This is a genomic window from Novosphingobium sp. MBES04 (genome assembly GCF_000813185.1).
Lineage (GTDB): Bacteria > Pseudomonadota > Alphaproteobacteria > Sphingomonadales > Sphingomonadaceae > Novosphingobium > Novosphingobium decolorationis.
In genome coordinates, this window is sequence record NZ_DF850489.1 from 53,533 (window position 1) to 74,423 (window position 20,891).

The following is a 20,891-nucleotide window of genomic DNA, read 5'->3' on the forward strand; positions in this document are numbered from 1 at the left end:
CTTGTGCTTCCGGATTGCCGGATCGGCACGGAGGTAAGTCAATGGCTGCGACGATTTCCCTTAAGCGCCTTACGCAAAATGCCGGGGATTGAGGCAAACCCGCTGTTGGCAGCCGCGCGGCTAACTCCCCGTTCGACGCCCCGGCCACCTCGGCCCTGACAGTTCGGCGATCGCATCCGCGAGGGTTTTATGTCGCAGCTTTCGAACCGTATGCCGTTCCGCCACGGGACCTGCCTGAACCACTCCAGTCTGCGCTGCGGGGCGTGAGGGGGACGTTTTGATGGGGACCATCTCTCTGCCGGTGCGGTGTGACCGCGCCGCCGCCGAAGCCCTCTGGCCCGAACTTGTCGGCGCAGTCGGCAATGCGCCCATCGAGATCGATGGCAGCAGCGTCGAGCATGTCGGACAGGCGGTTCTCCAGCTTCTGGTGTCGGCCCGCCGCAGTGGAGGTGGGGCGCGTATCGATGCCTCGCCAGCCCTGCTCCAGGCGGCTGTCCTGACCGGCCTTCAATCGGAACTCTTCGAAGAGGGGGATGCATGAGTCCGGAAGAAATCCAGCAGATCTTCTTCGTCGAGTGCGAGGAATCCCTGGCCGCGGCCGAAGCAGGCCTGGCCGCATGCCGTGCAGGTACGCAGGATGCCGATACCGTCAACGGCGTGTTCCGCGCAGTGCATTCCATCAAGGGGGGCGCAGGTGCGTTCGGGTATGGCGCACTCCAGGCCTATACGCACACGTTCGAAACGTTGCTTTCGGATGTGCGCGAGGGCCTGGTGGAGATCGCCCCGCCGCTGATCGACCTTCTGCTGCGCGCGCTCGACACGCTTGCGGATCATGTCGAGTCTGCGCGCGAGGGCGGGGATGCGCCCGATGACGCCGGACTGATCGTGGAGATGGAAGGTGCCATGGCCGCCAACGCAGGGAGCGCGCCACAGAGCGTGGCTCCGGCACCTTCGCCGGTTGAGGAACCGGTGCAGGTCGACGCGCAAACGGCGGCGGAAAGCGACGACGAGGAAGATCTGGAAATTGACCTCGATGCCCTCCTTGATGATCTGACTGCGGATTTTGATGCGCCCGGCTCCGTCGCAGAGGCACAGCAAGGCGCATCCTGGCAACTGCACTTGCGGCCCCGGGCGGGGGCCATGCGCAACGGCAACGAGCCGCTCCTGATGCTGCGCGACGTTGCTGAGCTTGGCGGAACGTGCCTCCACTGTGATGTCGGTCAGGTTCCGCAGCTGGACAGCTTCGACGTCGCGCAGGGCTATCTGGGCTGGACCTTCGCCATTCCCGATACGGTCAGCGAGGACCGGGTCCGCGACATCTTCGATTTCATCGGTGACGACTGCGCGATCGCGGTCGGCGCGGACGAGCGTATCCCCGATGTCGAACTGGACGAAGCCGCCACGTCTACAGTGGCACCTTCCCCGGCCGTGGCAGCCCCGAATGGCCCGGCTCAGCCGCAGGATCTAGGGACACCGGCACCAGAGGAGGCGCGGCCTCTCCAGAGTGTCGAGGCTGCCGCACCGGCCGCTGCGGACGCGAATACGCCGCCAGCCGGGGGCAAACCCGCGGCCGCTGCTGGCGCACAGCCGGCGTCTCAGGGGGCCGGGCAATCCATCCGCATCGATTTGTACAAGCTCGACCGCTTGATTGATCTGGTGGGAGAACTGGTCATTGCCCAGGCCATGCTCGTGCAACGTCTGGACGGCGTTCATGTCAATGCCGGCGAGGAACTCTCGCTGCTCGAGAGCCTGACGCGCGATATTCAGGAATCGGCGATGTCGATCCGTGCCCAGCCCATTGCTTCGGTCTTCAGCCGCGTGCCGCGCATCCTGCGCGATCTTGCCACATCTACCGGCAAGCATGTCCGCCTCGAGGTTCATGGCGAAACGACGGAACTCGACAAGACGGTCATCGAGCGTCTCGGCGAGCCTCTTACCCACCTGATCCGCAACGCGGTCGACCACGGCATCGAGAAGGCGGAAGATCGCATCGCCGCAGGCAAGTCCCCCGAAGGTACGCTGACCCTTTCGGCGGAGCATCGGTCGGGCCGGATTGTCATCTCGATTGCCGATGATGGCGCGGGTATCAATCGCAAGGTCGTTCTGGCCAAGGCGATCGAGAAGGGCATCGTCGGACCCGATGCGCAGCTTTCCGCTGAAGAGATCGACAACCTGATCTTCGCCCCGGGCTTTTCGACGGCGGCGCAGATCTCGAACATTTCCGGGCGAGGGGTCGGCATGGATGTCGTGCGCCAGAACGTGAAGGATCTGGGCGGCCGCATCACCATCGAGAGCACGCCCGGCAAGGGTACGGCCTTCATCCTGACCATGCCGCTCACGCTGGCGATTTCGGACGGCATGATCGTCAATGTCGGAGACCAGACGATGGTCGTGCCGCTGGCGCATGTCGTGGAAAGCCTGCGTCCCGGCGAGGGCGATGTGAAGGGGCTGGGCTCGCAACGGCAGATGCTCAACGTGCGCGGCCAGTTCATCCCGGTCATCACGCTGGGCAGCGAACTGGGCGCGGCCTGCAACGCGACGACCCCCGAGGAAGGTGTGCTCATCGTCGTCGATACCGAGAGTGCGGGCCAGGCGGCCTTGCTGGTCGATGATATTCAGGACCAGAGGCAATTCGTCATCAAGAGCCTGGCAACCAACTTCCGTCCGGTCGAAGGCGTTGCCGGGGCCACGATCCTGGGGGATGGCCGGGTCGCACTCATCGTCGATGTCGATGGTCTGGTGGCCTGCGCGCTGCCCTCGCACGAGAGGCAGGCTGCGTGAACGCGACGCTGGAAATGTCCGATGCGATACCGGGGATCAGCCCCGATATCTATGGTCCGGCCGACTTCGCGGAAGTCGCGAAGATCGTGCACGAGGCGGCGGGTATCGTCCTGCCCTCGGGCAAGTCGATGCTGGTCTATTCGCGGCTGGCACCACTGGTCCGGGCAAGCGGTCTCGTCACGTTCGGGAAGTATATTCAGCGCCTGCGCTCGGATCGGAGCGAACTGAACCGGGCCGTGGCCGCTCTGACCACCAACCACACCTTCTTCTACCGCGAGGCGCACCATTTCGAGCACCTGCAAGCCCAACTGCGTCCACACCTCGTGCGCACACTCAAGGACGGAGGGAAGGTTCGGGTCTGGTCTGCTGGCTGTTCGAGCGGCGAGGAAACCTGGTCGATCACCATGTCGCTCCTGGGGCGCGACCGCCACGAAGGGCAGAAATTGGCGCGGGCCGATCTGCGCGTTCTTGCCACCGATCTGGCTCCCCATGCGGTGGAAGCTGGCAAGGCCGCGACGTATGCTGCCAAGGACCTGAAGCCCGTGCCCGAGGCGCTGCGCAGTGCCTGGGTGGTGGAACGCGGAGACGAGGCGGTCATTCACGATACCGCGCGATCCATCGTGCGCTTCCGGTTGCTCAATCTCCTGGGGGACTGGCCGATCCGAGGGCGGTTCGATTGCATCTTCTGTCGCAATGTCATGATCTATTTCGACAACCCGACCAAGGAGCGACTGGTCCAGCGGTTCTGTGAAGCGCTGCACCCGGGAGGCTACCTCTACATCGGACATTCCGAGCGAGTCACCGGCCCTGCCATGAACATGCTGAACCTTGTCGGTCCCACGATCTACCAGAGGAGCGTCGCATGACGGTGCGTGTGCTCATTGTCGATGACTCGGCCACCATGCGCGCGATCCTCCTGTCGCGCCTCAGCGAGCAGCCGGACATTACCGTGGTCGACACCGCGTCCAACGCGGCCGAAGCGCGTGAACTGATCAAGAAACACGATCCCGACGTCGTGACGCTGGATATCGAGATGCCGGGCATGAACGGTCTTGCCTTCCTCGAGAAGATCATGACGCTGCGCCCGACGCCGGTCATTATAGTTTCCGGGGCGACGCAGGAAGGCAATGACGTAACCGCGCGTGCGCTCGCGCTGGGGGCGGTCAATTGCTATTCGAAGTACGATCCCTCGGGAAAGCTCGCGCTCAACGACAGCGGAGAACTGGGGCGACTCATTCACGACGCGGCTCAGGTGCGCTTCCCCAAGCCCGCCCGGGTCTCGCCCGTGGTTGCCGAAGAAAGCCGCCGCGTGATCCGGCGCGATGCGAAGCTGATCGCGATCGGCTCCTCGACCGGCGGCGTGGAGGCCTTGCAGGTCCTCCTTCGCGAGTTTCCGGTCGACTGTCCGCCAACGGTGATCGTCCAGCACGTCAACCCGCGCTTTGCACCTGCGATCGCGCGCACACTGGACAAGATCTGCCCGGCGCCGGTGCAGGTGGCGGTCAACGACATGCCGCTGGTCGCAGGCAATGTCTATCTCGCGGCGGAGCCGGATCATCACCTGCTGGTGCGGGGGAACGGCACCTTTCATGCCAAGCTGCGCCGGGGGGAGCCTGTCTCCGGCCATTGCCCCAGCGTTGACGTGCTGTTCGGTTCGGTCGCGCAGACCGTTGGCGCCGAGGCCGTGGGCATTCTGCTCACCGGCATGGGGCGGGACGGCGCGCAGGGCCTCCTGGCGATGGCGGAAACCGGGGCGCATACGATCGCACAGGATGAAAGCACCTGCACGGTCTTTGGAATGCCGCGCGCGGCCATCGCCCTCGGGGGCGCGCGCGTGGTCGCCCCTATCAACCGGATCGCGCGCCATGCGCTGAATAGGGCAGCCTGATGTCGGGTCTTGATTTCATGAACAACGGGAATGTGAAGCTGACCGTGCTTCAAGGGCAGTTCAAGGTGAGCTCGGGCGCGCGGGTGGAACTGAGCACCGTGCTCGGCTCGTGCGTCGCGACGTGCCTCTACGATCCGGCGGTGGAGCTTGGCGGCATGAATCACTTTCTCCTGCCCGAGCCGCCTGCAAGCCACGACCGGGGCCAGGTCGACGTCCACTACGGGGTCTACCTCATGGAGATGCTCATCAACGAGATGCTCAACTACGGCGCGCGCAAGGACCGGCTGCGGGCGCACCTCTATGGCGGCGCGAACATCCGCTCGGGGATGCAGCAGATCGGGACCGCCAACGCCGAGTTCGCCCGGGGCTTCCTGCTGCGCGAGCGCATCGAGCTCGTCCGCGAGGACCTGGGAGGCAGCAATGCGCGTAGGGTGGATTTCCGGCCGCAGTCCGGGATGGTCCGTTGCCGGTCGGTTTCCAGCTCCGATGCTCCCGTGGAAGTTCGTACCCAACCCATCGCGCGCCCGGCTCCGCGGGGCGATGTCGAACTGTTTTGACCAAGCGAGGCACGCAATGTCCAAGAATACCCGTATCCTGACTGTCGATGACAGTGCCTCCATGCGGGCGCTGCTCAACCATGCGCTTTCCACCAACGGCTTCGAGGTGTCGCAGGCGGACGATGGCGTCTCGGCGCTCGAGTGGTTGGCGGTGAATGAGGTGGATGTCGTGATCACCGACATCAACATGCCGCGTCTCGATGGCTTTGGACTCATCGAGCAGGTGCGTGGCGGCACGCGCCATCGCGACCGTCCGATCCTGGTTCTGACCACCGAGAGCTCCGACGAGAAGAAGGCGCGGGCCCGCGCGGCGGGGGCAACCGGGTGGATCGTGAAGCCCTTCGACACCGAAAAGCTGGTCGCGGCCGTGCGCCGGGTGGCTCACTAACCCAAAGCAACACCAAGGAGGTGCTCCCATGTACCGCGAACTGATCACATTCGAAGTTGCAGGGCAGATTTTCGCCCTCGATATCATGGCTATACGGGAAATCCGCGCGTGGACACCGGTGACCCCGATGCCCCGTGTGCCGCACTATGTCTCCGGCGTGGTCAACTTGCGCGGGACGGTGTTACCCGTTGTGGACCTTGCGGCCCGGCTGGGCTGGCCGGCGACCGAGGCCACGCCGCGTCACGCGATCATCGTGTGTCAGGTCAAGGGCCAGTCGCAAGGTCTGATCGTGGATTCGGTGAGCGATATCGTCGGCCTCAACACCGAAGACCTGCAACCCGCACCCACGGCGGGCTATGACGAAGTGCTGCCCTTCCTCGAAGGCCTTGTCGCGATCGAGGAGCAGATGGTCATGGTGCTGGACCTCAACGCGCTGAGCGCTTCCGGAGAGGTCGCCTTCGCGGCGTGAGCGGAGCGTATGCAATGGATGAACCCAAGTTCAACGCGATGGCCGATGTCCTGCTCGAACTGGGCACCGAGGTCGAAGCCCTGGGCGAAGTCCTGTGCCGCGACGAAAACTTCGCTGCGCGTCACTTGCGTGAGCTCCAGGCGATCGACCTGATCGCCCAGAAACAGCGTGCGCTGGCAGCCATACTCGCGGCTGGTTTCAGTGAGAGTGAGATGCGTCGTATCAGCCTTGAGGCTCTGCGTTCGCGCTTCTGTGGCTTCATGGATGACAGCGTGACATGCTGCGAAGTGCCGATCGAAGGCGGGCCTTCGCAGGATGCGCTGGGATTGTGGGACTGATGAGCAACGGGTAAGTCCGGAGCATGAGTTACACAACGCCGCTCGATCCCGGTTCGCCCGATCCGCGCCGCCACGCCCCTGCCACGCTGCGCAACCGCAGCCCGATCCTGGAGCTCCTGCGCGAGGAATTGCCCGGGAATGGGCTCGTGCTGGAAGTGGCGAGCGGGAGTGGTGAGCATGCCGTGCATTTCGCGGCAGGGCTCCCGGGGCTCGTGTGGCAGCCTTCCGACCCCGATCCCGAGGCCTGCGCGTCCATCGCGGGCTGGAGTGCGCAGGAAGGCCTCTCGAACCTACGTGCACCCGTGAGGCTGGATGCGTCGCAGCCTGCGGACTGGCCGGTGGACCGTGCCGACGCCATGGTCTGCATCAACATGGTGCACATCAGTCCCTGGAGTGCGACGCAAGGGCTCTTTACCGGCGCGGCCGAGAGGCTGAATGCAGGCGCGCCATTGGTCCTCTATGGTCCCTACCGGGAGGCCGATGTCGCAACCGCACCGTCCAACCTCGAGTTCGATCAATCGCTCAAGGCGCGCAATCCGGCCTGGGGGCTGCGGCAGCTCTCCGATGTGGACGCGTTGGCCACGCACTGCGGGTTTTCGCGCACTCGGCGTGTCGAGATGCCCGCCAACAATCTGCTTCTCGTTTATCGGCGGGGCGAGGTGAGCTAGCTTTCGGCAAACGCCCTTTTCGTAAGCCGCGGCAGGACGGCGAACTGGCCGGCCGCGCGTGCGATGAACAGCACCGTGAAGGCGAGCCACAGGCCGTGATTGCCCAAGGGGGACAGCAGCCATAGCAGCGCGACATAGAGGGCCAGGGCCAGGGCCATCGTTCCCATCATCGCGCGCGTCCAGCCTGCCCCGACGAATACCCCGTCGAGCACGAAAGAGGCCATGCCTACGGCGGGGAGCACCATGATCCAGACAATGTACTCCTGGCTGGCGGCGCGGACCTGCGGCGATGCGGTGAACGCGTCGGCGAGGCTGGGCGCGGCGGCCAGGTCGATGAGCGAGAGGGCGCACCCCATGACCGCGCCCCAGCCCAGAGCGAGGCGCACGGTGTGCCGAAAGCGCTGGGCTTCGCACGCGCCGTAGGCCTCGCCGCACAACACCTGCGCCGCGTTCTCGAAGCCGTCGAGCAGAAGGGTGGCCAGCATGAAAAGCTGGAACAGGATACCGTTCGCCGCGAGAGTGACGGGGCCAGCCTGCGCGCCTGTGCGCGCAAAGAGCATCATGGCGCCGGTCAGAAGCAGCGTGCGGAGGAACAGATCGCGGTTGAGCGCGAAGAGGCGGCCCAGTGCGCTGCGCTGCCAGGTCTCCGCGCGAAACACTTGGCGCGCCGCGATACGCGATGCGGGACGATAGAGGGCTATCCCGATCAGGAGGACAAGGCGAAGACCCTCGGACAGCAGACTTGCCAGCGCCACGCCTTCGACGCCCCAGCCTGCTCCCAGGACGAGCACCAGATCGAGGGCGACATGCACGATGTTGGTCGTGATCTCGACGGCAAGGACATGGCGGACCATTCGCTGGCCGACAAGCCAGCCGATAAGGACGCAATTGAGAAGCCACAGCGGCGCGGCCCAATAGCGCAGGGCTACGTAGGCGTGGGCTTCCTCGCGCAAGGTGCCATGGGCTCCGAGGAAATCGAGACCTGCAGGGATCGCCAGCGGCATCGCGCCGATCAGCAGCACTCCGATGCCCAGTGCCACGGCGAGGGCGCGCACGAGAGTGGTCGCCTGCGCGTCGAAATCGCTGCGGCCCGACCCTTGAGCCGTCAGGGCAATCGTGCCGGTGCGCAGGAAGTTGAAGACGTTGAGCAGGCCCATCGTGAACTTCGCGCCGAGTTCGACAGCCCCTTGCGCTGCAGGATCTCCAAGCCGTCCAATCGCCCACATGTCGGCCAGTCCGAACAGGGCCGTCGCCACATTGGTGAGCATCGCGGGAAACGCGATCGACCAGAGCTGGGCAGACAGCGAGGGCGGGGTAGCAGAGTGGCGCACGGGGAGTAGGGCATTCCAGACGTGTGGGTTGCAGCGCGCTCCGCGCTACCCGAACGCGCCTTGCGGAGCAATCCTGGCTTCGGAATGACAGACAAGGGGGCGATGGGGGAGGGGGAGGCGGTGCCTCAACCCCAGGATGGTCCCCTTAAAAATCGGCGCGCCGGAGGTGTCCCCCGGCGCGCTCTCTCCCAACCTCTTCAAAACTCGTATCGGTCTAAAAGACTGTTCGAGAGGAATGTGCAACAGAAATGTCCGCCTGAAAAGCAATAATTGCAAATATGCTTGCGTCAGGCGCCCAAAATGCCCCGTATTGGACCTAAGGGATTGTGCCGAGGCGAAGTGAGTGGGCGGTTTATCGCAAAATCATGCTGCACTTGCGAAAGTGCCGGCTAATTGCTGCACCTGCGTCAAGCGGAAGAACCTCCAAAAAAGCGAATCAGTATAGATCATAGTGGTTCGGGATCAGGCACTTGTCTAAGTAGACGGGCGATGTCGGGGGCCTGTGCAAGCCCGGTACCTGCGCGCAGCACGGCGGCGGTTCCCGCGGCAAGCCCCATGCGGAATGCGGCGAGATCATCATCGCCCCGCGCGAGAGCATAGACCATTGCCGCGACAAAGCTGTCGCCTGCCCCCACCGCGCTTGCCGCTTCGATCGGCAATGCCGGGAGGAACCAGGCACCGTCGGCCCGCGCCAGAATTGCCCCCTCATGCCCCAGAGTTACGGCAACCAGCCTGGCCTTGCCTTCTGCGACAATGCGACGGGCGGCGTCGGCTATGGCGGAATGCCCGCTGAGGGAAGTCCCTAGGTAACTTTCCAGTTCGCCCGAACTGGGTTTGACCAGCAGCAGGTCGCCCTCGGCAATGCCATGGGAGAGGGCAGGGCCAGAGCTGTCGAGTACCACCTCGATCCCTTTGCGACGCAGGCGTCTCGTGGCCTGCGCGTAGAAGTCATCGGGGACGCCGGGAGGCAGCGAGCCGCTGAGGACCACGATGTCGGCATCCGTTTCGTCCAGTTGGTCGAGGCATTCATTCCATTCGCCGGGCGCGATGCGCGGCCCTTGCGGGGTGAAGCGGTATTCCTTGCCGCTCTGGCGTTCCAGCACGGCCGAAGCGACCCGGGTGGGGCCGGTAATGGCTATGCGCGTACGGACCAGTTGATGAAGATCGACCAGGCCATCGAGCGCAGGGCCGGTGGCTCCGCCCGATAGGTAGAACGAGCGCGCGTTTCCGCCGAGCCGCACGAACACGCGGGCGACGTTGAGACCCCCGCCGCCAGGGGCGTACCACTCGTTGTCGGTGCGCATCTTGTGGGTGTGGCGCATTTCAGCGACGTCGTAGGAAACATCGATGGTCGGGTTCATCGTCAAGGTGGCGATCGACTTCATCGGCAAAGGTCTCCTCACAAGGCCGCGGGCAGATCTGCACCGTGCGCGAGGTTGGGATGCCTGTCCATGTTCTCGATCAAGCGCGCCAGCAGGCTGGCAGGCGCGTCACCCTGAGACATCGTGTGTCAGGTGTTGACGGCGGTCTTTTGCGTGAGATCGGAGTGGGGGTGGCTTGGTGGCCCGCCAGGACGGCCGAAATAGTACCCCTGTGCCTCGTCGCAGCCCTCGTTCTCCAGAATTCGCAGCTGCGCCTCGGTCTCCACGCCTTCGGCCAGAACCGGAATGGCGAGGCTCTTGCCCAACGCAAGAACGGCGCGGATGATCGCGCGGGCCTGTGCGCTCGTGTCCGAGAGCAGGAGAAAGGACTTGTCGATCTTGATCTTGTCGAAGGGAAAGGAGTGGAGCGTGTCGAGTGAGGAATAGCCCGTGCCGAAGTCGTCGATGGCCACCCCGATCCCCATCGCCTTCATCTGGCGCAGGCAGTGGAGTGCGCGCAGCTTGTCCTCGATGATCGCGGTTTCGGTGATCTCGAGTTCGAGGCGGCGCGGCGAAAGACCGGTTTGGGCGAGGATGCCATGGATCGTGGCGACAAGATCGGGCTTGGAGAACTGCACGGCGGACAGATTGACTGCAACTTTCTCTCCGCCCGGCCAGCGCTGGGCCTCGCGGCAGGCTTCCTCGAGCACCCATTCGCCGATGGCGAATATCGATCCGCTTTCTTCGGCGATCGGGATAAACTCGTCGGGTGGAATGAAGCCGAGGCGGGGATGTTGCCAGCGCAGCAGGGCTTCGTAACCGCTGAGCTTGCCACTGCGTAGCGAGCGCTGTGGTTGGTAAAGCAAATGCAGTTCACCGCGTGCGATGGCCTGGCGCAGGTCTCCCGCCAGAAGGCGACGTCGCCGGGCGGCGGCGTCCATGCCTTCCTCGTAGTAGCAGCAGCTTTCCCCGCGCTGGCCCTTCGCGCGGTACATCGCAAGGTCCGCGTTGTTGAGGAGTGTTTCCCGGTCGGAGCCGTCGTCGGGAAAGATCGCGATGCCCAGACTTGCACCGACCTCGATGTCCCTGCAGTCATTGGCGCCCGCGATGCAGGCGTGCAGTCGGCTGACGAATTCGCTGAGGTCCTGGGTGTCGGTGAAAATCTTGGCCGCGGCAAACTCGTCCCCGCCGAGCCGGGCGACGACTTCGCTCTCGAGTGTCCCCTCCGTCACCGCGCGGCCGATGGACTGGAGCAGTGCATCGCCGGCGGCATGGCCGTGCGTGTCGTTGACGTCCTTGAAGCGGTCGAGGTCCATCGCGATCACGGCCACCTTGCCCTGGGTGCGCTTGGCCAAAGCCAGCTTGTCGTCGAGACGCTGGTTGAAGCGGGTGCGGTTGGGCAGTCCGGTAAGGCTGTCGTGCAGTGCCATGTGCGCGATGCGCGCTTCGGAGCGGCGCTGTTCGGTGATATCATCGCACGTGGTGACCCAGCCACCGTCGGGCAGCGCGCGGTTGGCAATCGAGACCGCAAGGGCCCCGTCGAAATCGATCGTGATCGGGGGCAGGGACGGGTTGGCGAAAGTCTCCTTCAGGAGCTGACGGTACTGGTCAAGAGCGGGGGTGGCGTGCTCTGCTCCATCGGGGTTCATGAAACCGGCGCGGACCATCTCAGCAAGCGGTGTTCCCGCTTCGCAGACGGCGTCATCGAGGCCCCATAGCTCGCGGAAGCGGGCGTTGCACAGCACCAGGTGGCCGTCGGCATCGAACAGGCCGAGGCCCTCGTGCATGTTGGTCAGCGCGGTGTCGAGGCGCATCGAGGTCTGGGCAATCAGGTCCTTGTCTGCCTTGAACCCGCTCACGTCACGCATGACGAACGAGTAGCCGACCAATCCCCCTTCGGGACCGCGCGTGGCCTGAAAGGTGCCGTGCCCCCAGAACGTGGACCCGTCCCGCCGCATGTAGAGACATTCGCCTGAGGCACTGCCCGTTTCGCGCGCATGTTCGAGTGTGCGCGCGGGCAGGTCGTCGCCGCGGTCGCCATAGCTGAACAGCCGCGCGACGGGCATGCCGAGCATGTCCTGTGCGCTGTAGCCGGTCAGGTTGCGCGCGCCTTCGTTCCACTGCGTGACGGTGCCGTCCGTGCCGAGCAGGACTATGGCATAGTCCGAGATCGAGCGGACGAGGTCGGAGAATTGCCGTTCGCTCCGCAGCAGTGACGCCTGGGCCTGGCTGCGTACGAGTTGGGTCGCCATGCCCGCCGCGAGCACGGCCAGCGCGACGGCGGCCACCCAGCCGGCAAGGGAACTTGCCGGGATGGCTGGAGCACTTAGTGCGCCATGTTCGGGGCCCGGTGTCAGTGCGGCCGATCCCAGAAGATGTAGGAGCGCCGTGCCCAGCGCCAGCAGGAGGGCGGCGAGCCACGGCGTGCCTGCACCGCGCCGCGCCAGCGTGTGGGTGAGCGCGGGATAGAAGAACAGTGCGGGCAGAAGGAGGGAGGCGGCGACAAGGCCGTGGTGCCATCGGAACGTCGTGTCGACCTGGAGTGAGAGGCCTCCCAGATAGTGCATGGCGCCGAAGCCGATGGCGAGCAGGGTCGCCGCCAAGGCCTTTGCTCGGACCGTTTGCCCGGGCACGGCCAGATGCAGGGCGAGGAGCCCGGCGGCCAGTCCGGAGGCCTGGCTGGCCAGCGTCAGGACCGCCGAATGGGCGTGATCGTGGCGTGAATCGTCTCCCAGAAGCGCAATGAAGTGGCTGGCCCAGGCGCCGAAACCAAAGGCGCCGCCAGCCGCCAGTGTCCAGAGGCGTCGTTCGCGATGTCGGCTGCTGCGCGCCTGGCGCAGCAGCAGGACGGTCGTCCCCGAAGCCATCAGGCATACGATGCCCGCCAGCAATACCAGGTCCATCCGGGACTGCTGGAGCGCGCTCGTCGCGATCAGGTCGAGGGTATCCGTGCCGCTGGTGCCCATGCGTAAGCTGTAGTGGGATCGGGCTTGAGACCGCTCTAATCGAGCCTTGCGTAACTATCCGGGAGTACCGCTCCACCATCTCAACAGGGCGCTCCGGCATGCAAATGGGCCCGCCCCGCAGTGACTGCGGAACGGGCCACGCTTTCCTCCCCAGGAAAACTCGAAGAATTCGGCTTCCCGACCCGGCGTTCTGGAGCGCCGGTGCCGGGGGCTCCATCAGCGGCGGATTGCCGAGCCGAGGCGGTGATAGAGCGCGGAGTACTTGGACGAGATGGGATCGTCCTCATGGGCCTTCAGGTAGAACAGGCAGGCGTCCTGCAGCAGCTTGAAGTCCTGGTTGGACAGCACCGCGCGGGCGCGGGCCGGTTCGGTCGTGGTCGTTGCAGTCATCATGTCACGTCTCCTTCCATTGCGCGCGCCGGGATTGGCGTCGGTCGTTGTCAGTTCTTCGGTATCGGCGAGCGGGGCGAGTTTGAGAGTTACCCCGCTCGGCAATTTCAGGTGTTCGCGGATATCCATGCGCTCGCTCCTCTCCCAGGCGAGGCGGTCAGGCCGCGAACTGGTTCATCGTATTGTGTTCGCCGCCAGCCTTGAGAGCCGCTTCGCCGGCGAAGTATTCCTTGTGGTCATCGCCGATGTCCGAACCGGCCATGTTCTGGTGCTTCACGCAGGCGATGCCCTGGCGGATCTCCTGACGCTGGACACCCTTGACGTAGCCGAGCATGCCCTGTTCGCCGAAGTACTCCTTGGCGAGGTTGTCGGTCGACAGCGCCGCAGTGTGGTAGGTCGGCAGGGTGATGAGGTGGTGGAAGATGCCCGCCTCGCGCGCCGCGTCCCTCTGGAAGGTGCGGATGCGCTCGTCGGCCTCGGCCGCCAGCTCGGTGCCATCGTAGTCCACGCTCATCAGCTTTGCGCGGTCATAGCCCGAAAGATCACGTCCCGCCGCTTCCCAGGGTCGTAGACCTGCTGGCGGAAATTGAGCGTCCAGTTGAAGCTGGGCGAATTGTTGTAGACCAGCTTGGCATTGGGCATCTCCTCGCGAATGCGGCTGACCATCCCGCCGATCTGGCCGATATGCGGCTTCTCGGTTTCGATCCACAGCAGGTCGGCACCGTTGCGAAGCGCGTTGATACAGTCGAGCACGCAGCGGTCCTCGCCCGTTCCCTTGCGGAACTGGTAGAGATTGCTGGGCAGGCGCTTGGGGCGCATGAGCTTGCCGTCACGGCTGATCAGGACTTCGCCGTGGCCGACCTCTCCAGTGCCCACTTCCTCGCAGTCGAGGTAGCTGTTGTACTGGTCGCCGATGTCGCCCGCCGTGCGGGTATAGGCGATCTGCTTGGTGAGCCCGGCGCCCAGCGAGTCGGTGCGCGCCACGATCAGACCGTCCTCGACCCCCAGTTCCATGAAGGCATAGCGGATTGCCCGGATCTTCGCGATGAAGTCCTCGTGCGGGACCGTGACCTTGCCGTCCTGGTGGCCGCACTGCTTCTCGTCCGAGACCTGGTTCTCGATCTGGAGGCAGCAGGCGCCCGCCTCGATGAACTTCTTGGCGAGGAGGTAGGTCGCCTCGGCATTGCCGAAGCCGGCATCGATGTCGGCGATGATCGGAACCACATGGGTCTCGTAGTTGTCGATCGCGGTCTCGATACGCTTGGCCTCCATCTCGTCACCGCCCTTGCGGGCCTTGTCGAGATCGCGGAACATGCCGCCAAGCTCGCGGGCGTCGGCCTGTTTGAGGAAGGTGTAGAGTTCTTCCACCAGGGCCGGGACGCTGGTCTTCTCGTGCATCGACTGGTCGGGCAGGGGGCCGAAATCCGAGCGCAGCGCGGCGACCATCCAGCCTGAGAGATAGAGGTAGCGCCCCTTGGTCGAGCCGAAATGCTTCTTGATGGAGATCATCTTCTGCTGCCCGATGAAGCCGTGCCAGCAGCCCAGCGACTGGGTGTAGTTGGCCGGATCGGCATCGTAGGCCGCCATGTCCTGGCGCATGATCTTCGCCGTGTAGCGGGCGATGTCGAGCCCGGTGTTGAAGCGGTTCTGCAGGCGCATGCGCGCCACCGACTCGGCCTCGATGCCGTTCCAGTTGGGTTCGTTGCCGATGGTCTGTCCGGCGGCGCTGATCGTGCTCTGGTAGGTCACTGGTCTCATCCCGTTCATGGTGCCGTTGGCCTGCATTGCGAAGGGCCTTGGAAGCGGCGGTTGTTTCCGATGACCACCAGATACGGGCAAACTTTCTTGCGCGAAATGGCTTGCGCAGTGCCGTTGTCAAACTTTACAAGATTTGGATGTAAAGTTGTACAGGCCTCACAGGAGCCGCCCCCGCATGGCTGAAACCCGCCCCTTGTACCTTGGTCCGCGCCTGCGCCGCTTGCGCCGGGAGCTCGGCCTCACCCAGCAGGCCATGGCCGACGATCTGGAGATCTCGCCCAGCTATGTCGCGCTGCTCGAGCGCAACCAGCGTCCGGTCACGGCCGAGATGCTGGTGCGGCTTGCGCGCACCTACCGTCTGGAAATCGGTGACCTCGCGAGCGAGGACGGCGAGGACTATGCGCGGCGACTGTCCGACGTGCTGCATGATCCGATCTTCGCTGATATCGACCTGCCCGCGCTGGAGATCTCGGACATCGCGATGAGCTTTCCGGGGGTGAGTGAAGCGCTGCTGCGCCTTCACGGCGCCTATACGCGCGAGCAGCAGGCACTGGCGGAACAGCGCGCGGCCGGCCCCGGCGCCGAGGAAAACGAGCCCGTGCGCGAGGCGCAGCGATTCCTGGCGGCGCGGCGGAACTATTTCCATCCACTCGACACCCGCGCCGAGGATCTTGCGGCCGAGATCGAGCAGGCAGGCGGGGCCGAGGCATGGCTCAAGGAGAAGGGTGTGCGCGTGCGCGCGCTGCCGCCCGAGGTCATGATGGGCGCGCTGCGCCGCTTTGATCGGCACAACCAGCAACTCCTGCTTGATGACACGCTCGATGGTCCCAGCCGCGCCTTCCAGACGGCCACCCATATCGCGCACACCGCGATGCGCAGCGACATCAAGGCGATCCTGCGGGTGGAAACCTTCGCCAGCGAGACCACGCGGGTGCTCCTCCAGCGTGCGCTGGCGGCTTACGGCGCGGCGGCGATGCTCATGCCCTATGGCAAGTTCGCGCGCGCCGCCGAGCAACGTGGCTACGACATCGAGGCGCTGGGCGGCCTGTTCGGTGCGAGCTTCGAGCAGGTCGCACATCGCCTCACCACGCTCCAGCGGCCCGGCGAGGAGCGAGTGCCGTTCTTCTTCCTGCGTCTGGACGAGGCGGGCAATGTCTCCAAGCGCCTGGATGGAGCGGGCTTCCCCTTTGCCGCGCATGGGGGCGGATGCCCCTTGTGGAGCGTGCACCAGGTCTTTCGTGCGCCTCGGGTGATCCACACCCAGTGGCTCGAACTGCCTGGGGGAGAGCGCTTCTTCTCGGTTGCGCGTACGGTGGCAAGCGGGGGCAATGGGTACGGGCGAGGGCAGGTCACCCGCGCCGTGGCGCTGGGCTGCGCGGCAAGCGAGGCGCCCCGCCTCGTCTATGCCCGGGGAATGGAGCCGGATATCGCGGAGGCCACGCCGATCGGCGTGACGTGCCGGTTATGCCACCGATCGGAATGCGCCGCACGTTCGGTGCCGCCGATTGGACGCGATGTCATGGTCGATGACACGCGGCGCGGGGCGCAGCCCTATACCTTCACGGATGGCTGAAGGGCCGTAGCGCTAAGGATTTCGCCGGTGCCGGCGCTTGAAACACCGTTACCCTTGTTCGCGTATCGCTCGCCTTGGGCGTCATGCCTGTTGAGGGCCATCGCTCGGGCGGTGGGAGGAAGGAGGGCGGCACAAGAGGATGGAGCGCGAGCCGTTCATACGCGCGATCGAGGTGTGGGTGCCGTCTGCCGATGGGACAACGATCGATCTGCAGTCGGGGATCTATGGCGAGATGGATTATTTCGCCTCAGCGAGCCGGGGCATGCAATTCCGCCTTGGAGAGGGACTTCCGGGACGCAGTTGGAAGGAGGGGAGGCCGATCCTTATCAAGGATCTCGCCAACTCGTTCTTCGTGCGCAAGGAGGCTGCTCTCAGCGAGGGGCTCAGTTGCGCCGTTGCAGTGCCGGGCTTCGATGGCGCGCGATGTGTATCAGTGACCCTGTTCTTCTGTGGGGACGATCGCTTTCGCCTCGGTGCACTCGAACTGTGGTGCGCCCGTCAGGGGGAGGAGGAGTTGTGCCTCGTAGATGGCTATTTTGGTCATGCGCGACGCTTTGAGGCCGACGCGCATACCTTTCGCTTCCATCGCGGCTACGGAGTTCCGGGGAAGGCCTGGGACCAGGGGCAGCCGGTCATCCTGCCCAAGCTGTCGCCCGAAGGGCGGTTCCAGTGCAACGAAGCGCAGGAGCCGACCGGCTTTGACCGGGCGATGGCGGTGCCCTGTCCTTCACGCGATGGCGCAACCTGGGTGCTCACGCTCGTCTCTTCGCGGATTTCTCCGGTTGCGGGACGGGTTGAACACTGGCGTCTCGATGAGAGCGGGGCCGCATTTCACTTTGCCGCGGGGTATTGCGAGACCGAGTGCGATCTTACCCTGATCCACGCGCAGGCACATGTATCGACAGAGGAGGGGCCATTTGCGCGCGCGTGCCGCAAGGGCATTCCCCTCGTCGACGAAGATCTCGCGACCGATGTGACCGACCCGATCGCTCAGGGCGCCGTCGCGGCAGGGCTCAAGTCGATGATGGTGTTTCCTCTTCGCGGCGGCGAACACTGCGACGGAGTGCTGGTCTGGTATTTCTGAGCCGCGAGGTGCGCGGGCAAATGGCATTCGGGCCAAGCGCTTCCTATCTGGGAGGGCATGGGCGCAGGCCGTACATCTTCCGAGACATCCGCGCAGGCTCGCGGTTATCGGGCCTCTGTCGGGGCAAGGCTGCCGGTCATTCTGGTCGTGGCGGGCCTGCACGTTCTGCTCGCCTTCGTGGTTGTGCACATGTTCGCGCCCGGGCTGGCCGAGAACATTGTTGCGGCGGGCGAGCGGCTGGCCGTGACGTTCACGCAGGAGCCACCCGAACCGCCCGAAGATCCGGTGGAAGAGCCTGCACCTGCGCCAGACCCTGCTCCCGAGCCGGAAGGGGCCTCGGCCGAGGCGGGAGAGCGCGCGCACGCCAAGCCGGTTGCCGCGCCCGAGGCTTCCGTGGTCCTGCGTCCCCGCCCCGCACCACCGGTTTCGGGCGATGGCAACGAAGATGATGCGGGCGCGGCGGACGCAGGTGAGGGCACCGGGGCTTCGGGCGAAGGGCTGGGGCCCGGCTCCGGGCGCCGCGGCCTCGGGCAGGGCGGAGGTGGTGGTGGCACGCCCACCGTGAAAATCGCCGGAGACATCAGTTCGGCGCGCGACTATCCCCGAAAGAGCCGCAAGCTGCGCCTTGGCCACTCGGTCGTCATCGATTTGCGCGTCGGGACCGAGGGGCGCGTGACAGGCTGCCGCGTCGTGCGTCCCAGCCCCGATCCGGCGGCGGACCGTATTACCTGCGAACTGGCGCAGGCCCGCTTCCGCTTTCGCCCGGCAACCAATGGTGCAGGCGAGCCGATCCCGGCGGTCTACCGCTGGCAGCAGCGCTGGTTCGTGCCCTGATGTCCTTGCCGGATGGTATTTCGCAGCCCGCTTGCAGGGCACAGGCGATAGCGGCAGGATAGGGCGCAGATGATCACGCAAACCATCCAACTCGCCCTGACCCCTGTGTTCGTGCTGGTGGCTATCGGCAACATTCTCAACATCCTGTCCACCCGGCTGGGACGGGTCGTCGACCGGGCGCGGCTGCTGCAGAAGCTCTATGCCGAGACCGAGGGCGGAGAACATGATGGCATCGTGCGCGAAATTCGCCTGGTCGACCGCCGCATCAAGATCATCACGCGCGCGATTCGCCTGATGGTGCTTTCGGCGCTCGCGATCGGTTCGACGGTCGCGGTGCTTTTCCTGCAAGGGCTCGCCCGGCTTGACCTGCATGTCCTTGCCGCTGGGATCTTCCTTGTTTCCATCGTCCTGCTGCTGATTGCGCTCGTCCTGTTCCTCCAAGAAACCCAGGTGGCGGCAGACGCCTTGCAGGTTCCGGCCGATCTCCTCGAGCTGCATCGCAATATCTGACGGGCTCCTCCGGATAGGACGGGTCTTGCCTCGGGCAACAAAAAAGGCCGGTCGCGAGGACCGGCCTTTTCGTGTCAGCTATCCGGAAGGCTGCGATCAGGCGGCCAGCTGGAAGGGGGCGATCTCGCCCGAAAGGTAGAGCTTCTTGGCCTTGGCGCGGCTGAGCTTGCCCGAACTGGTGCGCGGCAGGCTCTTGGGCGGAACCAGTTCGACGACGCAGTTCATGCCGGTGATCGAACGGACCTTGTCGCGGATCAGTTCGCGCAGTTCGAGGCGCTTGTCCGGGTCCGAGACGCGGCAATGGACGAGCACGGCAGGGGCTTCTTCACCGGCGTCGGTCTCGACCGAGAAGGCCGCGATGTCACCGTGGTTGAAGCCGGGCAGCTGCTCCACGGCCCACTCGATATCCTGGGGCCAGTGGTTCTTGCCGTTGATGATGATCATGTCCTTCGCGCGGCCGACGATGAACAGGTACCCCTGCGCCATGTAGCCCATGTCGCCGGTATCGAGCCAGCCATCGACGAGGCATTCCGCCGTCGATTCGGGGTCGCGGAAGTACGAATGCATGACGCTGTCACCGCGGCACCAGACCTTGCCGATCTGGTGGTCGGCGAGTTCCTGACCGTTCTCGCCGCGGATCACCACTTCCATGTCGCGCACGGGCTTGCCACAGTTGACGATGGCGCGGTAGCGGGCCGGACGGCTGAGGTCGCGGGGCGTGCCCGAGAGGCGCTCTTCCTCGACCAGTTCGACGCGGATGCCTTCGCCCGGCGGCATGATCGTGACTGCCAGGGTTGCCTCGGCAAGGCCGTAGCTGGGCAGGAACGCGCTGGCCTTGAAGCCGGCCGGGGCAAAGGCGTTGACGAAGCTCTGCATGACATCGGGGCGGATCATGTCCGCGCCGTTGCCGGCAAGGCGCCAGCGCGCGAGGTCGAAACGCTCATCCACGCTGGTCTGGCTGGAAATGCGGCGTGCGCAGATATCGTAGCCGAAGGTCGGCGAGTACGAGATCGAGGTGCCCTCGTTGCGCGTGATCATGTCGAGCCAGGCGAGCGGACGGCGCGCGAAGTCCTCGGTCTTGAGGTAGTCGCCCGAGACCTGGTTCGCGATCAGCGAGAGGAAGCAGCCGACAAGGCCCATGTCGTGGTACCAGGGCAGCCAGGAGATGCAGCGGTCGCTCTCGATCAGCTGCATGCCGTGGCTGTGCGCGGCCAGGTTCGACATGAGCGAGCGGTGGGTGACCGCCACGCCATGCGGGAAGCGGGTCGAGCCGCTCGAGTACTGCAGGTAGCAGATGTCGTCGGGGCTGGCCTTGGGCAGTTCGGTCGCCGGCGCGTCCTTGGCGGCAAAATCGGCCCAGGTCGCGTGACCACAGCCCTGGCGCTCAGCCGCGGCCGAGGTGAGGTGGGCGATCTCGTCCGGGCCAATGAGCAGCAGCGGGTCCGCGCTCGAAAGCTGGACCGAAAGCTGCTCGATGTAGTTGTCCTTGCCGCCAAAGCTGGTGGGCAGCGGCAGCGGCACCGGCCAGGCGCCCGCGTAGACGGTCGCGCAGAACAGCGCCGCGAAGTCCGCACCGGTCTCGGCGATCAGCGCGATACGGTCACCCGGCCTCACGCCGCGTGCGATCAGCGCATAGGCGACCTTGTGCGCGTCGGCGCGCAGTTCGCGGAAGGGATAGACCTGTTTGAGTTTTCCACGTGGATCGTGGAAATTGAAGCCGCGCTGGCCCTGGGCCGCATAATCAAGGGCGTCGCAGAAGGTGTCGAAGTCCGCGAACCGGCGCGCAAGCGCGTCCTCGTTCGGGGTGGCGACCAGCGCCGGATCGGTCTTCGTCACCATGCTGATGGTGTCGCTCATTATATCGTAACCCGTTGTCTGTTCTAACTATCCTGAAGCAGTCCGTCCCGGCTTAGTGGTTCGTTCGTGAACCGGATATTGCCAGGGTTTTCTCCTTGCAGGGGTCCATAAGCACTCCCCATTCTGCGCCGAGTGTGG

At 65.0% G+C, this 20,891-nt stretch carries 18 protein-coding genes and 1 pseudogene; 13 read left to right on the forward strand and 6 right to left on the reverse strand.

Annotated features, from left to right (window positions below; all coding sequences use genetic code 11):
• Window positions 1-280 precede the first annotated feature (280 nt).
• From MBENS4_RS14155 to MBENS4_RS14195, 9 genes are read left to right on the forward strand one after another with little or no spacing between them, the layout of a single operon-like run.
• Window positions 281-541: an STAS domain-containing protein gene (locus MBENS4_RS14155; RefSeq protein WP_039394860.1), complete on the forward strand. Its 261-nt coding sequence runs from the start codon at window positions 281-283 to the stop codon at window positions 539-541.
• Window positions 538-2,781 carry a chemotaxis protein CheA gene (locus tag MBENS4_RS14160; protein ID WP_039392558.1) on the forward strand — a complete coding sequence of 748 codons (2,244 nt, stop codon included), beginning with the start codon at window positions 538-540 and terminating at the stop codon, window positions 2,779-2,781. The genes MBENS4_RS14155 and MBENS4_RS14160 overlap by 4 nt, the downstream gene beginning before the upstream one ends.
• The gene (locus MBENS4_RS14165) at window positions 2,778-3,647 is read left to right on the forward strand and encodes a CheR family methyltransferase (RefSeq protein WP_039392559.1); all 870 of its coding nucleotides are present in this window, start codon (window positions 2,778-2,780) and stop codon (window positions 3,645-3,647) included. Before MBENS4_RS14160 ends, MBENS4_RS14165 begins: the two co-directional genes overlap by 4 nt.
• Complete coding sequence (locus MBENS4_RS14170; RefSeq protein WP_039392560.1) at window positions 3,644-4,669, forward strand: protein-glutamate methylesterase/protein-glutamine glutaminase; 1,026 nt, start codon at window positions 3,644-3,646, stop codon at window positions 4,667-4,669. Before MBENS4_RS14165 ends, MBENS4_RS14170 begins: the two co-directional genes overlap by 4 nt.
• Entirely contained in the window at window positions 4,669-5,226 is a 558-nt protein-coding gene (locus MBENS4_RS14175; RefSeq protein ID WP_039392561.1) for a chemotaxis protein CheD, read from the forward strand. Before MBENS4_RS14170 ends, MBENS4_RS14175 begins: the two co-directional genes overlap by 1 nt.
• A gap of 16 nt (window positions 5,227-5,242) precedes the next feature.
• Window positions 5,243-5,614 (forward strand): response regulator, encoded by a 372-nt coding sequence (locus tag MBENS4_RS14180; RefSeq protein ID WP_084592158.1) that lies wholly within the window; start codon window positions 5,243-5,245, stop codon window positions 5,612-5,614.
• A 28-nt stretch (window positions 5,615-5,642) separates the two neighbouring features.
• Window positions 5,643-6,083, forward strand: a complete 441-nt coding sequence (locus MBENS4_RS14185) for a chemotaxis protein CheW (protein WP_039392562.1) — start codon at window positions 5,643-5,645, stop codon at window positions 6,081-6,083.
• 14 nt (window positions 6,084-6,097) lie between these two features.
• Window positions 6,098-6,421: a hypothetical protein gene (locus MBENS4_RS14190; RefSeq protein WP_039392563.1), complete on the forward strand. Its 324-nt coding sequence runs from the start codon at window positions 6,098-6,100 to the stop codon at window positions 6,419-6,421.
• Between the two features lie 23 nt (window positions 6,422-6,444).
• Window positions 6,445-7,089, forward strand: coding sequence for a DUF938 domain-containing protein (locus tag MBENS4_RS14195; RefSeq protein WP_039392565.1), 645 nt, complete (start codon window positions 6,445-6,447; stop codon window positions 7,087-7,089).
• On the opposite strand, the gene MBENS4_RS14200 is transcribed toward MBENS4_RS14195, so the two are convergent.
• From MBENS4_RS14200 to MBENS4_RS14220, 5 genes and pseudogenes are all read right to left on the reverse strand, one after another.
• Window positions 7,086-8,420, reverse strand: coding sequence for an MATE family efflux transporter (locus MBENS4_RS14200; protein ID WP_039392566.1), 1,335 nt, complete (start codon window positions 8,418-8,420; stop codon window positions 7,086-7,088). The genes MBENS4_RS14195 and MBENS4_RS14200 overlap by 4 nt on opposite strands.
• Window positions 8,421-8,866: 446 nt before the next feature.
• Window positions 8,867-9,805: a 1-phosphofructokinase family hexose kinase gene (locus tag MBENS4_RS14205; RefSeq protein ID WP_039392567.1), complete on the reverse strand. Its 939-nt coding sequence runs from the start codon at window positions 9,803-9,805 to the stop codon at window positions 8,867-8,869.
• Window positions 9,806-9,930: 125 nt separating this feature from the next.
• A complete protein-coding gene (locus MBENS4_RS14210; protein ID WP_242404951.1) occupies window positions 9,931-12,747 on the reverse strand; it encodes a bifunctional diguanylate cyclase/phosphodiesterase in 2,817 nt (938 codons plus the stop codon).
• Window positions 12,748-12,963: 216 nt separating this feature from the next.
• Window positions 12,964-13,266 carry a hypothetical protein gene (locus MBENS4_RS14215; RefSeq protein WP_039392569.1) on the reverse strand — a complete coding sequence of 101 codons (303 nt, stop codon included), beginning with the start codon at window positions 13,264-13,266 and terminating at the stop codon, window positions 12,964-12,966.
• 28 nt (window positions 13,267-13,294) lie between these two features.
• A pseudogene (locus MBENS4_RS14220) lies at window positions 13,295-14,886 on the reverse strand (isocitrate lyase).
• Window positions 14,887-15,070: 184 nt separating this feature from the next.
• Between MBENS4_RS14220 and MBENS4_RS14225 the strand changes: the two are divergent.
• The 4 genes from MBENS4_RS14225 (at window position 15,071) to MBENS4_RS14240 (ending at window position 18,896) form a co-directional block, all read left to right on the forward strand.
• Window positions 15,071-16,468 carry a helix-turn-helix domain-containing protein gene (locus MBENS4_RS14225; RefSeq protein WP_039392570.1) on the forward strand — a complete coding sequence of 466 codons (1,398 nt, stop codon included), beginning with the start codon at window positions 15,071-15,073 and terminating at the stop codon, window positions 16,466-16,468.
• A gap of 139 nt (window positions 16,469-16,607) precedes the next feature.
• Window positions 16,608-17,552, forward strand: coding sequence for a GAF domain-containing protein (locus MBENS4_RS14230; RefSeq protein WP_052322396.1), 945 nt, complete (start codon window positions 16,608-16,610; stop codon window positions 17,550-17,552).
• Window positions 17,553-17,609: 57 nt separating this feature from the next.
• Window positions 17,610-18,386, forward strand: coding sequence for a TonB family protein (locus MBENS4_RS27295; RefSeq protein WP_084592159.1), 777 nt, complete (start codon window positions 17,610-17,612; stop codon window positions 18,384-18,386).
• Between the two features lie 69 nt (window positions 18,387-18,455).
• Window positions 18,456-18,896, forward strand: coding sequence for a DUF2721 domain-containing protein (locus tag MBENS4_RS14240; protein ID WP_039392571.1), 441 nt, complete (start codon window positions 18,456-18,458; stop codon window positions 18,894-18,896).
• A 96-nt stretch (window positions 18,897-18,992) separates the two neighbouring features.
• Here MBENS4_RS14240 and MBENS4_RS14245 read toward each other — a convergent pair whose 3' ends face one another.
• Window positions 18,993-20,753: a fatty acyl-AMP ligase gene (locus tag MBENS4_RS14245; protein ID WP_039392572.1), complete on the reverse strand. Its 1,761-nt coding sequence runs from the start codon at window positions 20,751-20,753 to the stop codon at window positions 18,993-18,995.
• Between the last annotated feature and the right edge of the window lie 138 nt (window positions 20,754-20,891).

Coding starts and splice junctions, on each gene's coding strand:
- MBENS4_RS14155 (WP_039394860.1), top strand. CDS start 281: ATGGGGACCATCTCTCTGCCGGTGCGGTGTGACCGCGCCGCCGCCGAA.
- MBENS4_RS14160 (WP_039392558.1), top strand. CDS start 538: ATGAGTCCGGAAGAAATCCAGCAGATCTTCTTCGTCGAGTGCGAGGAA.
- MBENS4_RS14170 (WP_039392560.1), top strand. CDS start 3,644: ATGACGGTGCGTGTGCTCATTGTCGATGACTCGGCCACCATGCGCGCG.
- MBENS4_RS14175 (WP_039392561.1), top strand. CDS start 4,669: ATGTCGGGTCTTGATTTCATGAACAACGGGAATGTGAAGCTGACCGTG.
- MBENS4_RS14180 (WP_084592158.1), top strand. CDS start 5,243: ATGTCCAAGAATACCCGTATCCTGACTGTCGATGACAGTGCCTCCATG.
- MBENS4_RS14185 (WP_039392562.1), top strand. CDS start 5,643: ATGTACCGCGAACTGATCACATTCGAAGTTGCAGGGCAGATTTTCGCC.
- MBENS4_RS14190 (WP_039392563.1), top strand. CDS start 6,098: ATGGATGAACCCAAGTTCAACGCGATGGCCGATGTCCTGCTCGAACTG.
- MBENS4_RS14195 (WP_039392565.1), top strand. CDS start 6,445: ATGAGTTACACAACGCCGCTCGATCCCGGTTCGCCCGATCCGCGCCGC.
- MBENS4_RS14205 (WP_039392567.1), bottom strand. CDS start 9,805: ATGAAGTCGATCGCCACCTTGACGATGAACCCGACCATCGATGTTTCC.
- MBENS4_RS14210 (WP_242404951.1), bottom strand. CDS start 12,747: ATGGGCACCAGCGGCACGGATACCCTCGACCTGATCGCGACGAGCGCG.
- MBENS4_RS14215 (WP_039392569.1), bottom strand. CDS start 13,266: ATGGATATCCGCGAACACCTGAAATTGCCGAGCGGGGTAACTCTCAAA.
- MBENS4_RS14225 (WP_039392570.1), top strand. CDS start 15,071: ATGGCTGAAACCCGCCCCTTGTACCTTGGTCCGCGCCTGCGCCGCTTG.
- MBENS4_RS14230 (WP_052322396.1), top strand. CDS start 16,608: ATGGAGCGCGAGCCGTTCATACGCGCGATCGAGGTGTGGGTGCCGTCT.
- MBENS4_RS27295 (WP_084592159.1), top strand. CDS start 17,610: ATGGGCGCAGGCCGTACATCTTCCGAGACATCCGCGCAGGCTCGCGGT.
- MBENS4_RS14240 (WP_039392571.1), top strand. CDS start 18,456: ATGATCACGCAAACCATCCAACTCGCCCTGACCCCTGTGTTCGTGCTG.
- MBENS4_RS14245 (WP_039392572.1), bottom strand. CDS start 20,753: ATGAGCGACACCATCAGCATGGTGACGAAGACCGATCCGGCGCTGGTC.